Annotated in this window: 11 protein-coding genes; all 11 read left to right on the top strand. The window is 44.5% G+C overall.

Annotation, left to right across the window (positions count from 1 at the left end; translation table 11 throughout):
- Positions 1-56: 56 nt before the first annotated feature.
- The 11 genes from ACH0BF_RS05010 to ACH0BF_RS04960 all read left to right on the top strand — a co-directional run bounded on the left by ACH0BF_RS05010 (position 57) and on the right by ACH0BF_RS04960 (position 14,136).
- Positions 57-2,237, top strand: a complete 2,181-nt coding sequence (locus ACH0BF_RS05010) for a (Fe-S)-binding protein (protein WP_406908977.1) — start codon at positions 57-59, stop codon at positions 2,235-2,237.
- A gap of 208 nt (positions 2,238-2,445) precedes the next feature.
- The gene (locus ACH0BF_RS05005; protein WP_120035350.1) at positions 2,446-3,624 is read left to right on the top strand and encodes an acetyl-CoA C-acetyltransferase; all 1,179 of its coding nucleotides are present in this window, start codon (positions 2,446-2,448) and stop codon (positions 3,622-3,624) included.
- Entirely contained in the window at positions 3,614-4,027 is a 414-nt protein-coding gene (locus ACH0BF_RS05000) for a hypothetical protein (protein WP_406908975.1), read from the top strand. Before ACH0BF_RS05005 ends, ACH0BF_RS05000 begins: the two co-directional genes overlap by 11 nt.
- A gap of 18 nt (positions 4,028-4,045) precedes the next feature.
- Positions 4,046-4,897, top strand: a complete 852-nt coding sequence (locus ACH0BF_RS04995) for a 3-hydroxybutyryl-CoA dehydrogenase (RefSeq protein WP_120035346.1) — start codon at positions 4,046-4,048, stop codon at positions 4,895-4,897.
- A gap of 33 nt (positions 4,898-4,930) precedes the next feature.
- Positions 4,931-6,067: an acyl-CoA dehydrogenase gene (locus tag ACH0BF_RS04990; protein WP_406908974.1), complete on the top strand. Its 1,137-nt coding sequence runs from the start codon at positions 4,931-4,933 to the stop codon at positions 6,065-6,067.
- 14 nt (positions 6,068-6,081) lie between these two features.
- Positions 6,082-7,221: an acyl-CoA dehydrogenase gene (locus tag ACH0BF_RS04985; protein ID WP_120035341.1), complete on the top strand. Its 1,140-nt coding sequence runs from the start codon at positions 6,082-6,084 to the stop codon at positions 7,219-7,221.
- A gap of 143 nt (positions 7,222-7,364) precedes the next feature.
- Complete coding sequence (locus tag ACH0BF_RS04980) at positions 7,365-8,003, top strand: TetR/AcrR family transcriptional regulator (protein ID WP_259455634.1); 639 nt, start codon at positions 7,365-7,367, stop codon at positions 8,001-8,003.
- 12 nt (positions 8,004-8,015) lie between these two features.
- Positions 8,016-11,285, top strand: coding sequence for a fused isobutyryl-CoA mutase/GTPase IcmF (gene icmF / locus ACH0BF_RS04975; protein ID WP_340851959.1), 3,270 nt, complete (start codon positions 8,016-8,018; stop codon positions 11,283-11,285).
- A gap of 212 nt (positions 11,286-11,497) precedes the next feature.
- Entirely contained in the window at positions 11,498-11,719 is a 222-nt protein-coding gene (locus ACH0BF_RS04970) for a hypothetical protein (RefSeq protein WP_120035337.1), read from the top strand.
- Between the two features lie 91 nt (positions 11,720-11,810).
- Positions 11,811-12,341, top strand: coding sequence for a DNA-directed RNA polymerase subunit delta (gene rpoE, locus ACH0BF_RS04965; protein WP_120035335.1), 531 nt, complete (start codon positions 11,811-11,813; stop codon positions 12,339-12,341).
- 196 nt (positions 12,342-12,537) lie between these two features.
- Entirely contained in the window at positions 12,538-14,136 is a 1,599-nt protein-coding gene (locus tag ACH0BF_RS04960; protein ID WP_120035333.1) for a CTP synthase, read from the top strand.
- The last annotated feature ends 12 nt before the right edge of the window (positions 14,137-14,148 follow it).

Here is a 14,148-nt window from a genome sequence, read left to right as displayed (position 1 = left end):
ACTGTTTTTGCAAAGGGGTAAGAAGCAGCTACTTTAGAAAGGAGTGGGAAGGGGTTATGAACGGACTGCTATGGATCAACTTAATTGCAACTATTTTTGTAATCGCTTACGGGGTGTATTTATTCGTTTATTTATTAAAAACTCGTTATGAATACATGAAGTTGGGCAAAAAACAAGCATTTGACAACGATGTGAAGAAGCGATTGGAGAAAATTTGGGTATTCGTGTTCGGGCAGAAAAAGTTGCTGAAAGACAAAAAAAGCGGTGCCATTCATGTCATGTTCTTTTACGGGTTTTTGCTCGTGCAGCTTGGTGCCATTGACTTTATTATCAAGGGTATTGTCCCAGGGGCACATCTGCCGCTTGGCCCGCTGTATGGAGGGTTTAAGTTTTTTCAGGAACTAGTGACCTTAATGATTCTTGTAGCCGTCGTATGGGCATTTTACCGTCGTTATGTAGAGAAGCTTGTTCGCTTAAAGCGCGGCTGGAAAAATGGCCTCGTTCTGATTTTTATCGGACTCTTAATGCTGTCTGTCTTAATTGGAAACGGCTTGGATCTCATCTGGCATGAAGGAGCAGATGTTCACTGGACGTGGATCGAACCAGTCGCTTCTACTATTGCTGTAGTCTTTTCAGGAATCAGCACCAAGGTGGCCATTGCTTTTTTCTATGTCTCCTGGTGGGTGCATTTACTTGTTTTGCTCACCTTCCTTGTATATGTGCCACAATCCAAACACGCTCATTTAATTTTCGGGCCAGTCAATACGTATTTTCATCGCCTGGATCGTCCGGGAACATTAAAGCCAATTGACTTTGAGGATGAAACGCAAGAAACCTTTGGTGTCGGAAGGATTCAGGACTTTAATCAGCTGCAAATGATTGATTTTTACGCTTGTGTGGAATGTGGGCGCTGTACGAATATGTGTCCGGCTACCGGTACCGGGAAGATGCTTTCGCCGATGGACCTAATTGTCAAGCTGCGCGACCATTTAACGAACACAGGGGCAGCCGTGACATCGAAACAGCCATGGGTGCCGGCATTTGCTTTTGCCAACACACAAGGGAACCAGCTGGCGCTGGCTGGTGGGGCAGAAGCAGCAGCTGCTATGTATCACCCCAGCCTGATTGGCGATGTGATTACCGAAGAGGAGATTTGGGCATGTACGACGTGCCGCAACTGTGAAGACCAGTGTCCGGTTATGAATGAGCACGTCGATAAAATTATTGATCTGCGCCGCTATCTTGTTTTAACCGAAGGAAAAATGGACCCGGAAGCCCAGCGGGCAATGCAAAGCATTGAACGTCAGGGGAACCCTTGGGGGCTCAATCGAAAGGAAAAAGAAAACTGGCGTGATCTACGCGACGATGTCCATGTGCCAACAGTGAAAGAGATGAAAAAAGCAGGAGAGGACTTTGAATACTTGTTATGGGTCGGCTCAATGGGCGCATTTGACAACCGCAGCCAGAAAATTGCTCTTTCGTTTGCTCGTTTGTTAAACGAGGCTGGGGTAAAGTTTGCGATCCTTGGGAACAAAGAAAAGAATTCTGGCGATACGCCGCGCCGTCTGGGCAATGAATTTTTATTTCAGGAGTTGGCGGCAGCGAATATAGCTGAGTTCGAGAAAAACGGTGTAGAGAAAATTATCACGATTGATCCGCACGCGTACAATATTTTCAAAAATGAATATCCGGCGATGGGCTTCAAAGCAGAGGTATATCATCATACAGAACTGCTTGCGCAGCTTGTGAAAGAAGGGCGCCTGAAGCCGCAGCATCCGGTCAATGAGACAATTACCTTCCATGACTCTTGCTATTTGGGCCGCTACAATGACGTCTATGACCCGCCGCGGGAAATTTTAAAGGCGATACCAGGTGTAAAACTGGTAGAGATGGCCCGCAACCGGCAGGACGGTATGTGCTGCGGAGCAGGCGGCGGACTGATGTGGATGGAGGAAGATACTGGCCATCGCATTAACGTAGCACGCACGGAGCAGGCGCTGGCAGTCAGCCCATCTGTCATTAGCTCCGGCTGCCCTTACTGCCTGACGATGCTCTCCGACGGCACAAAAGCGAAGGAAGTGGAAGAAACCGTCGCCACTTATGATGTAGCCGAATTGCTAGAGAAAGCTGTTATCGGTCCACAAAAAGTGGAGGAACTTCCGGAAGAAGAGCAGGCTGAAGAGCAGCGTAAAGCAGTCGTCGCTGAAACAGCTGCTGATACACAAGAGAAAAAATAATAGAGCAGAGAGGAAATTCCTCTCTCGCTCCTTTGTTTTTTGAATGTTCATTATTTTCGTTTGATTTTTAATTTATTTTCTTTAAAATAAAAGAATATAAGAGTATAAAAGGGAAAAATGTCCCTTTTCTTATGGGGAATTTTCGAGCGAGCGTTCAGTCAAAGTGGTGAAAGCGTTTTCTTTAAAATGGGTGAAGGGGGAAATAATCATGGCAAAAACAGTAATTATCGATGGGGCTCGTACGCCTTTTGGAAAATTTGGTGGGGGACTAAGCACATTATCGGCTTCACAGCTTGGGGGAATAGCGATTAAAGAGGCTTTAAGACGCGCAGGGGTAAGCCCTGATCAAGTGGATGAAGTGATTTTTGGGAACGTTCTTCAGGCAGGACAGGGACAGATTCCTTCTAGACAGGCAGCTAGGGAAGCAGGGATTCCTTGGGAAGTGAAAACAGAAACCATTAATAAAGTGTGTGCATCTGGCTTGCGAAGCGTCACGATGGCCGATCAAATCATCCGAGCAGGCGATGAAGAGGTCATTGTTGCGGGCGGCATGGAATCCATGTCTAATGCTCCTTATGCGCTTCCTAAAGGACGATGGGGAATGCGGATGGGAGATGCGCCGATGGTTGATTTGATGATTCATGACGGATTATCCTGCAGCTTTACGGGGGTCCATATGGGGAATTATGGAAACCAAACAGCTGAAGAATTTGGTCTGTCGAGAGAAGAGCAGGATGAATGGGCGGGTCGCAGTCATGAACGAGCAATAGCTGCTATTGAAAATGGCCGCTTGTCAGAAGAGATTGTCGCAGTTGAAGTGCCACAGAGAAAAGGAGACCCTGTCAAAGTAGAGCAAGACGAAGCTCCTCGCAAAGATACCAATAAAGAGGTATTGGCAAAGCTGCGCCCGGCGTTTGGTAAAGATGGAACGATCACAGCGGGCAATGCGCCAGGAATTAACGATGGAGCTGGGGCACTCGTCCTAATGAGTGACGAGCGGGCTGCAAAAGAAGGGAAACAGCCCCTTGCCACAGTGATCGGTCATGCGGAAGTAGCCGTAGAAGCGAGCAAGTTTCCGCAAACTCCAGGGCTTGTCATTAATGAAATTCTAAAAAAGACAGGAAAGTCCCTCCAGGACATTGATTTATTTGAAGTCAATGAAGCTTTTGCTGCCGTTGCACTTGCAAGTGGTAAAATTGCTGATCTTGACCCTGAGAAAGTGAACGTAAACGGTGGAGCCATCGCCCTTGGTCATCCAATCGGGGCAAGTGGAGCGAGAATTATTCTGACACTTGCTTATGAACTGAGAAGAAGAGGCGGCGGCATTGGAATTGCGGCTATTTGCAGCGGAAGTGGCCAAGGCGACGCCATCATGATTGAAGTGTAAAGAAAAGCGAAAGGCGCTAGCTCAGCACGCTAGCGGATTGGAGCTCTCGACGAGAAGTCGCTTTTCAGACTTCGACAGAGAGAGCGAAATCAGCGTACGTGCTAGCGCCTGCAGCTGGACAAAAGAAAAGCGAAAGGCGCTAGCTCAGCACGCTAGCGGATTGGAGCTCTCGACGAGAAGTCGTCTTTCAGACTTCGATAGAGAGAGCGAAATCAGCGTACGTGCTAGCGCCTGCAGCTGGACAAAAGAAAAGCGAAAGGCGCTCATTCAGCACGATAGGGGATTGGGGAAATTTCAAGAGGCGTGGTTCTTGGATCCTTGTAGAAGGTGTGCACCATTTTTAAGCCAGCGCTTATCCATTCCAAATGGTACTGACAAAAGGGCATATTTGCGCACAAATTAAACAATGGGAGGGGAAATTATGGAAGTAAAAAAGCTAATGGTTATTGGAGCTGGACAAATGGGATCGGGTATCGCCCAGGTTTGTGCCCAGGCTGGTTATGAAGTGCTTTTAAATGATTTGAAAACTGAATTTATTGAACGCGGGATAGGAGTCATTGAGAAAAATCTCTCTCGTCAAGTACAAAAAGAGCGCATGACAAGTGAAGAAAAAGCCGAAATAATCGGGAGGATTTCTACATCAACAGACTTGCAGGATGCGAATGAGGTAGACCTTGTTATTGAAGCAGCGGTAGAAAACATGGACATAAAGTGTAAAATCTTCTCCCAATTAGATAAAATTGCGCCGGCACATACAATTTTAGCAACCAATACTTCCTCGCTTCCGATTACAGAAATTGCGGCTGCTACAAATCGTCCAGAAAAAGTGATCGGCATGCATTTCATGAATCCTGTACCCGTGATGAAACTTGTTGAAATTATCCGCGGTCTAGCAACAGCAGATGAAGTGTATCAAGCAATTGAGGATATAACAAAAACCCTTTCCAAGGTGCCGGTTGAGGTCAATGACTTTCCTGGTTTTGTAGCAAATCGGGTACTGATGCCGATGATTAATGAAGCAATTTATACATTGTATGAGGGAGTAGCAACAAAAGAAGCGATTGATGAAGTGATGAAGCTCGGTATGAATCACCCGATGGGACCGCTAACGCTGGCTGACTTCATTGGCCTTGATACATGCTTATACATTATGGAAACGCTTCATGATGGCTTCGGCGATGATAAGTATCGTCCTTGCCCATTGCTTCGCAAATATGTGAAAGCCGGTTGGCTCGGCAAAAAGACCGGTCGCGGCTTCTACACATACGACTAAAGCGCCTAACCTTAAACAACAGGAGGAAAAAATATGGAATTGCGATTTTCAGAAGAGCAGCAGATGATGAGGAAAATGGTAAGGGATTTTGCAGAAAGTGAAATCGCACCGTTTGTGGAACGCATGGAGAAGGGGGAGTTTCCTCGTGAATTGATTAAGAAAATGGCTGAGCTGGGCTTAATGGGAATTACAATTCCTGAGGAGTATGATGGCAGTGGGATGGACTTTATTTCTTATATTATTGCGATAAATGAGCTGTCAAAAGTCAGTGCTACAGTCGGGGTTATCTTATCCGTTCACACATCTGTCGGCACCAATCCAATTCTGTATTTTGGCACAGAAGAGCAAAAGAGTAAATATGTACCGAAGCTGGCGACCGGAGAGTATTTAGGGGCCTTTTGCCTGACCGAACCAGGAGCTGGGTCGGATGCAGCCAATTTAAAAACAAAAGCAGTCAAACAAGGGGATTATTATACGATAAACGGTTCAAAAGTATTTATCACAAACGGGGGAGAAGCAGATACATATATCGTCTTTGCTTCAACCAATCCGGCAGAAGGTTCCAAGGGCATTTCAGCCTTTATAGTGGAAAAAAATACACCGGGACTGATCATCGGCAAAGATGAGCATAAAATGGGCCTTTATGGCTCTCGCACCGTGCAGTTAACCTTTGAAGATATGAAAGTGCCGCACGAGCAGCTGCTTGGAAAAGAGGGTGAAGGATTTAAAATTGCAATGGCAAATCTGGATGCCGGTCGTATCGGCATTGCTGCCCAGGCATTGGGGATTGCCGAAGCAGCGCTGCAGGAAGCTACACAATATGCGAAAGAGCGCAAGCAGTTTGGAAAACCGATCGCCGCTCAACAAGGGCTTGCCTTTAAAATTGCTGACATGGCAACAAGTGTGGAAGCAGCAAAATTGCTCGTTTACCGTGCAGCCGGTTTGCGATCACAAGGGCTTGCCTGTGGCAAAGAGGCTGCAATGGCAAAACTGTATGCATCAAAGACAGCCGTTGATGTAGCAATCGAAGCTGTTCAAGTACACGGCGGCTATGGTTATACGAAAGAATATGCCGTGGAACGGTTCTTCAGAGATGCAAAAGTAACAGAAATTTATGAAGGTACGAGCGAGATTCAAAAGATCGTTATCAGCAAACAGTTAATCAAATAAAGGCGGGGAACAAGATGAACTTCCAACTGACAGAAGAACATGAAATGATTCGCAAAATGGTACGGGATTTTGCTAAAAATGAAGTCGCTCCAACAGCAGCGGAACGAGATGAAGAAGAGCGCTTTGACATGGAGCTCTTCCGCAAAATGGCAGATCTCGGATTAACGGGCATTCCCTGGCCAGAAGAGTACGGTGGCATTGGGAGCGATTATTTAGCTTATTGTATCGCTGTAGAAGAGCTGTCAAGAGTTTGTGCATCGACAGGTGTTACCCTGTCCGCCCATACGTCACTCGCTGGCTGGCCGGTTTATAAGTTCGGCACTGAAGAGCAAAAACAAAAATACTTAAAGCCGATGGCCCAGGGGGAAAAGATTGGCGCCTACGGATTAACAGAGCCTGGCTCCGGTTCTGATGCAGGCGGCATGAAAACAACAGCCCGTCTGGAGGGCAATGAATATATTTTGAATGGCTCGAAGATCTTTATCACAAATGGCGGTATCGCCGATATCTATATTGTATTTGCCTTAACAGATCCAGCTTCGAAACAACGTGGTACAACAGCATTTATTATAGAAAAAGATTTTCCGGGATTTTCTGTCGGCAAAAAAGAAAAGAAGCTTGGCATCCGTTCATCACCTACAACAGAGATTATTTTTGAAGACTGCCGCGTGCCGAAAGAGAATGTCCTTGGCTCGGAAGGAGAAGGGTTTAAAATTGCTATGATGACCTTAGATGGCGGACGTAACGGCATTGCCGCCCAGGCAGTCGGCATTGCCCAGGGAGCGCTTGATGCGGCGGTTGAATATGCGAAAGAGCGCAAACAATTCGGCAAACCGATTGCTGCGAATCAAGGCATCTCCTTTAAGTTAGCTGACATGGCCACTGGGATCGAAGCATCCCGCTTGCTCACTTATCAGGCTGCTTGGCTTGAATCAAACAATTTGCCATATGGAAAAGAATCGGCGATGTCAAAGCTGATGGCCGGTGATACAGCAATGAAGGTTACAACCGAAGCGGTACAAATTTTTGGTGGTTATGGCTATACGAAGGACTATCCGGTTGAACGCTATATGCGTGATGCGAAAATTACCCAAATATATGAAGGCACGCAAGAAATACAAAGATTAGTCATTTCGAGAATGGTTACAAAATAATTAAAGCTCTGGCCCGGACAAAATCGGTTATAATGTTAAACAGCAAATTTAAAAGAGTAAAATAACAGCAAATGTAAGAGCAGATGAGGAGAGTACCGCTTCTTCTGCTCTTGCTATGTATTTATTAAAGGCGGTTGATAACATTGAATGCGGGCAAGAGAAAAGTACACGCATCTGTAAAAGACGAGCAATTAATCGAAAAAAGACGTTCTGAAATGATTAAAGGGGCCGTTCATCTTTTTAAACAAAAAGGGTTCCATCGAACAACAACGAGAGAAATTGCAAAAGCGGCAGGGTTTAGTATCGGAACGCTCTATGAATATATTCGCACAAAAGAAGATGTTCTTTATCTTGTATGTGACAGCATTTATGATCAGGTAAAAGATCGCTTGCAGCAAATTGATCTAGAGGCAGGTACACTGGAAAGCTTGAAGCTTGGCATCGGCTATTATTTTAAAGTCGTAGATGATATGCAGGATGAAGTGCTTGTTATGTATCAGGAAGCGAAATCTCTTTCAAAAGATGCTTTGCCTTACGTTCTTAAGAAGGAAATGGATATGGTGAGCATGTTTGAAAGGCTGATCCGCCGTTGTGTAGAGAATGGAGAGCTTGATATCGAAGAACAAAAGATTCATATGCTCGCCCAAAATATTTTTGTGCAGGGACAAATGTGGGGGTTTCGACGCTGGACATTGCAAAAAAACTTTACGATTGAAGATTATACCAATGTACAGACGGATTTGCTGTTCTTAGGCATTAACGGCTACAAAGCGAAACAATAAGGGGGACAAGAAATGAGTCAGACAGTGGGGGTTTATCAACCAAAACATCATATTCGTTTTGTGACAGCTTCCAGCCTTTTCGACGGGCATGATGCATCGATTAATATTATGCGCCGGATTTTGCAGGCGAGCGGTGCAGAAGTGATTCACCTCGGCCATAATCGTTCGGTCGAAGAGGTTGTAAACGCTGCTATCCAGGAGGATGTACAGGGGATTGCTATCTCCTCTTATCAGGGCGGCCACGTGGAATACTTTAAGTATATGTATGATCTGTTAAAAGAAAAAGGCTGCCCGCATATCCGAATTTACGGAGGTGGAGGCGGCGTTATCATTCCTCGGGAAATAAAAGAGCTTCATGATTATGGGATTGCGCGGATATTTTCACCTGAGGATGGCCGGATTAATGGTTTGCAAGGCATGATCAATATCATGCTGAAAGAATGTGATTTTTCTACTGTATCTGGCAACCTGGGAGAAGTCATTAACAAGCTGCCAGACGGGGATATTACGGCTGTGTCAAAATTGATTTCACTAGCGGAGAATCAAATAGGGGCTAATAAGGAAGAAAAAGCCGAAGCAGCTGCTGCGTTTGAACAAATTCAGTCTTTAAGCAATGAAGCCCCAGTCATTGGTATCACCGGGACAGGTGGTGCAGGGAAAAGCTCTTTGACCGATGAACTGATCCGCCGCTTCCTCAATGAATTGTCCGACAAAAAAATCGCTATTTTATCTGTCGATCCAACAAAGCAAAAAACAGGCGGTGCGCTACTTGGTGACCGTATTCGCATGAATGCCATTTTCTCTGACCGGGTGTTTATGCGCAGTCTTGCTACCCGAAATTCCCGTTCTGAGCTTTCACTCGCTATGAAAGATGCGATCCGTGTTGTAAAAGCAGCTGGTTATGATCTTGTCATTGTAGAAACGAGCGGAATCGGGCAAGGAGATGCAGAAATTACTGAAATTTCCGATTTGTCCATGTATGTAATGACGAGTGAGTTCGGGGCACCTTCCCAGCTTGAGAAGATTGATATGATTGATTATGCTGACTTAATTGTTATTAACAAGTTCGAAAGAAAAGGTTCGGAGGATGCTAAACGCCAGGTACAGAAGCAATATCAGCGCAGCCGCAACCTATTTGATGAGCCGCTCGATCATATGCCGGTCTATGGAACGATTGCCAGTCAATTCAATGACCAGGGCACGAATGCTTTATTTGCCGCACTCGTAGAAAAGATTAATGAAAAAGCTGGCACCGACTGGAAAGTATCCTTCAGTAAAGAAGTAGATGTGGAAAAGCAAAACGTTATTATTCCTAATGATCGTCGCTACTATTTGAGAGAGATTGCTGAAACGGTGAGGCGCTATCATCAAAAAGCAGAAGAACAGGAACAAATTGCCCGCCGGCTGTTCCAGCTTGAGGGGGCATTAAAGGAAGCGAGAGCCAACGGCGCTGGCAAAGAAGTCATTCGACCGCTTGAAACATTTAAAGCGGCTGTTGAGGAGCAGCTGACCGCTGAATCGAAAAAGATCCTTGCCGGGTGGAAGGAGTTAAAAGAGACATATGCGGCTTCTGAATACGTCACCAAAATTCGTGACAAAGAAATAGTAACAGAATTGACAACAACGAGCTTATCAGGACTTAAAATTCCTAAAGTGATGCTGCCGAAGTTTGTTGATTACGGAGAGATTCTTCGTTGGGTATATAAAGAGAACAGGCCAGGTTTCTTTCCCTACACAGCCGGTGTTTTTCCGTTTAAGCGGAAAGGAGAAGACCCTAAACGGCAGTTTGCAGGGGAAGGCACGCCCGAAAGAACCAATCGCCGCTTTCATTACTTGTCCAAAGATGATGCAGCAAAGCGGTTAAGCACGGCTTTCGACTCGGTTACCCTGTATGGGGAAGACCCGGATCACCGCCCGGATATTTATGGGAAAGTCGGCGAAAGCGGCGTGAGTATCTGTACGCTGGAAGATATGAAAAAACTGTACGCCGGTTTTGACCTTTGTCATCCGTCTACCTCGGTCTCCATGACGATCAACGGGCCCGCACCGATTATTTTGGCGATGTTTATGAACACGGCAATCGATCAGCAGGTAAAGCGGAAAGAAGAAGAGCTTGGCCGCATACTTACAATTGAAGAATTTACCGATGTGCGGGCTGAAACGTTAAAAACAGTTCGAGGAACCGTGCAGGCTGATATTTTAAAAGAGGATCAGGGGCAAAATACCTGCATTTTTTCCACGGAATTTGCTCTGCGTATGATGGGAGATATCCAGCAATATTTCATTGATCATTCGGTTCGCAATTACTATTCTGTCTCGATTTCCGGCTACCATATTGCTGAAGCCGGAGCCAATCCGATTTCCCAGCTTGCTTTTACCTTGGCGAATGGCTTCACTTATGTAGAGTATTATCTAAGCCGCGGCATGGCGATTGACGATTTTGCACCGAACTTGTCTTTCTTTTTCTCAAACGGTCTAGATCCGGAATATACAGTAATTGGCCGCGTTGCCCGAAGAATCTGGGCAGTAGCGATGCGTGAGAAATATGGTGCCAATGAGCGGTCGCAAAAGCTTAAGTATCATATTCAAACATCCGGGCGCTCACTCCATGCGCAGGAGATTGATTTTAATGATATTCGGACGACACTGCAAGCGCTAATGGCTTTGCAGGATAATTGTAATTCACTTCATACAAATGCTTATGATGAAGCTATCACTACACCTACTGAGGAATCAGTGCGCCGTGCTATGGCGATTCAGCTCATTATTACAAAGGAGCATGGATTATCAAAAAATGAAAACCCAATGCAAGGTTCCTTCATCGTTGAAGAGTTGACAGACCTTGTAGAGAAAGCCGTGCTGCAGGAATTTGAGCGCCTGGATGATCGAGGGGGCGTGCTTGGGGCAATGGAGACTCAGTATCAGAGAGGGAAGATCCAGGAAGAGTCGATGCACTATGAAATGTTGAAGCACACGGGTGAATTGCCAATCATTGGTGTTAATACTTATCTGAATCCAAATCCGCCATCCGAAGAAGAGATCAATAGCATGGAATTAGCAAGAGCAACGAAAGAAGAGAAAGAGCATCAGATCAGTGAGTTGCATGCGTTCCAGCAAAAGCATGAACAGGAGGCCGAGCGAGCGTTAAAACGGTTGAAGGAAGCTGCTGTGAATGGAGGGAACATTTTTGCTGAACTAATGGAAACAGTAAAAGTTGCCAGCCTTGGGCAAATTACAACAGCTCTCTATGAAGTAGGCGGACAATATAGAAGAAATATGTGAGTAACAACAGCCGTGGAAGAAACAGGTATTCTCTTTCACGGTATTTTTTTCACGAAGAAAGATTATAATTGTAAAATAAAGGGTAACGTAATGGGGAAAAGACCGCTTTTATACATTCATGATGTAAAGTTTTTTTACATGATCACTTATTTTCTTTTATAATGTTTACCAGAAAGTATACAATAAGGGAAGGGTAAAAGGCGGGATGTGGAATGATGAAGCAGTGGTTGAACTATATATGGCTAGGCGCCTGTGTGCCCGCAGCTTTTTGGCTTTATCAGATCCAGCTTGGAGCCATCCCTTTTATTTTATTGTCATTTTTTCTATTTTATCGGACATATGTGGAAATGAAGAAGAAAAGTTTGGCAGAAAAGCCGTCTGAAGAGGACGTGTCGAAAAAGGCGGACAAAAAAAAAGCGGAAATCGTTACATAAATATGGCATAATGAAAGCGTCGATGTTTATAATGGTGAATATGACCTTTTCACTCCAGTGGAGTGCGTAAATAGAGAAGGGAAGTGCGGATGTGAATTTGAAGCAACTATCTAAAGAAGAATTGAAGGAAATGTCCTTTATTGAAATTGCTTACGCTCTTTTAAAAGAAAGCAAAGAACCGGTAGTATTTCAGGACATGCTTTCTCAAATTCAGCAATATCAAGAATTGAGCGATGCCGAGTTAAAATCGCGAATGATCCAATTCTATACTGACCTGAATATCGATGGCCGGTTTATTACATTTGGAGAAAATCGCTGGGGTTTGCGTGCTTGGTATCCAGTCGATCAATTAGAAGAGGAAGCTACACCGACTGTAAAAGCGAAAAAGAAGAAAACGAAAAAAGCAGCAAAAGAAGAACCAGACTTCGATGAAGACGAATTGGATGAAGTGGACGAACTTGAAGAAGATCTCGATTTTGAAGATGAGGATCTCGAAGATCTTGATGAAGTAGAAGAGCTTGAAGATCTGGATGAGTTGGATGAAGATGACGAATTCGAAGATGATCTTGGCGAAGAAGATGAGTATGATTTGGACGACGATGAGGAAGAAGATTTAAAATAAAGAAAATTAATCTTTTCTTGACTTCCTTTATTTCAAATTGTAGTATTTTATTTGGGCTCTTTAAAGAGACGTTTTTATGCTTATAACGCTCCCTTTACTTTTAAGTAATTGGGGCGTTTTTGTTTTTTGCCCCGATAAAATAAGTGTATTCATTTAATAATATAAAGAAACAATAGATTGAAGGGGGCTTTTCAAGTTGACTAAATATATTTTTGTAACAGGCGGGGTTGTTTCTTCTCTCGGTAAAGGGATCACAGCTGCTTCCCTGGGACGCTTGTTAAAAAATCGTGGATTAAAGGTGACTATTCAAAAGTTTGATCCATACATTAACGTCGATCCGGGAACAATGAGTCCCTACCAGCATGGAGAAGTATTCGTTACTGACGATGGAGCAGAAACAGACTTGGATTTAGGGCACTACGAGCGTTTCATCGATATTAATTTAAATAAGTACAGCAATGTCACTACAGGTAAGATTTATTCAACAGTCTTGCGCAAAGAACGCCGTGGTGAATATTTGGGTGGTACGGTTCAGGTCATTCCGCATATTACGAACGAAATTAAAGACCGTGTGTTCCTTGCAGGCAGAGAAACAAAAGCTGACGTTGTTATTACAGAGATTGGTGGAACAGTAGGGGACATTGAATCCTTGCCATTCTTAGAGGCTATCCGTCAAATCAAGAGCGATGTCGGTGCCGATAACGTAATGTATATCCACTGTACGCTTATTCCATATTTGAAAGCTGCCGGTGAAATGAAAACAAAGCCGACACAACATAGTGTGAAAGAGCTTCGCAGTCTTGGAATTCAGCCAAACATTATCGTTGTTCGTACGGAGTTGCCTGTTTCACAGGAAATGAAAGATAAGCTAGCTCTTTTCTGCGATATTGCTCCGGAAGCGGTTATTGAAGCAATGGACGCCGATACTCTTTATGCTGTCCCACTTTCTCTCCAAGAACAGAAAATGGACGAGCTTGTCTGCCGTCATTTAAAACTTCAGTGCCATGATGCGGAAATGGATGACTGGAAAGCGCTCGTGGATAAAGTACGTACTTTATCGAAAAAGACAAAAATCGCGCTTGTTGGTAAATATGTAGAACTACAAGATGCTTATATCTCAGTTGTAGAAGCTTTGCGTCATGCCGGTTACGCATTTGACGCGGATATTGAAATTGACTGGATCAACGCTGCTGAACTAGTCGCTGAAAATGCGGAAGAGCGCTTGAAGGGTGCAGACGGCATTCTCGTTCCAGGCGGTTTTGGAGATCGTGGTATTGCTGGTAAGATTGAGGCAATTAAATATGCTCGTGAAAACAAGATTCCGTTGTTTGGTATTTGTCTTGGCATGCAGCTTGCTTCTATTGAATATGCAAGAAACGTTGCTCAATTAGAGGGTGCCAACTCATCTGAAATTGATCCAACAACTCCATACCCGATCATCGACTTGCTGCCAGAACAAAAAGATGTTGAAGATCTTGGCGGAACGCTTCGTCTTGGCTTGTATCCATGTAAATTACAAAAAGGAACAAAGGCTTATGAAGCTTATCAAGATGAAGTCGTTTACGAACGTCATCGTCACCGCTATGAATTTAACAATGAGTTCCGTGAAGCAATGGAGAAAAAAGGCTTTGTTTTCTCTGGTACAAGTCCAGATGGCCGTCTCGTGGAAATCATCGAGCTTGCTGATCATCCGTGGTTTGTAGCAGCTCAGTTCCATCCGGAATTTACGTCACGACCAACTCGCCCGCAGCCGCTTTTCCGTGCATTCATTGAAGCGACTTTGGCTAATAAATAAGAAAGAAAAAGC

It is taken from the genome of Pseudobacillus sp. 179-B 2D1 NHS (assembly GCF_045370945.1).
Lineage (GTDB): Bacteria > Bacillota > Bacilli > Bacillales > Domibacillaceae > Pseudobacillus.
The sequence above is the reverse complement of the archived record's forward strand: the minus strand, read 5'-3'. Positions and strand labels throughout refer to the sequence as shown.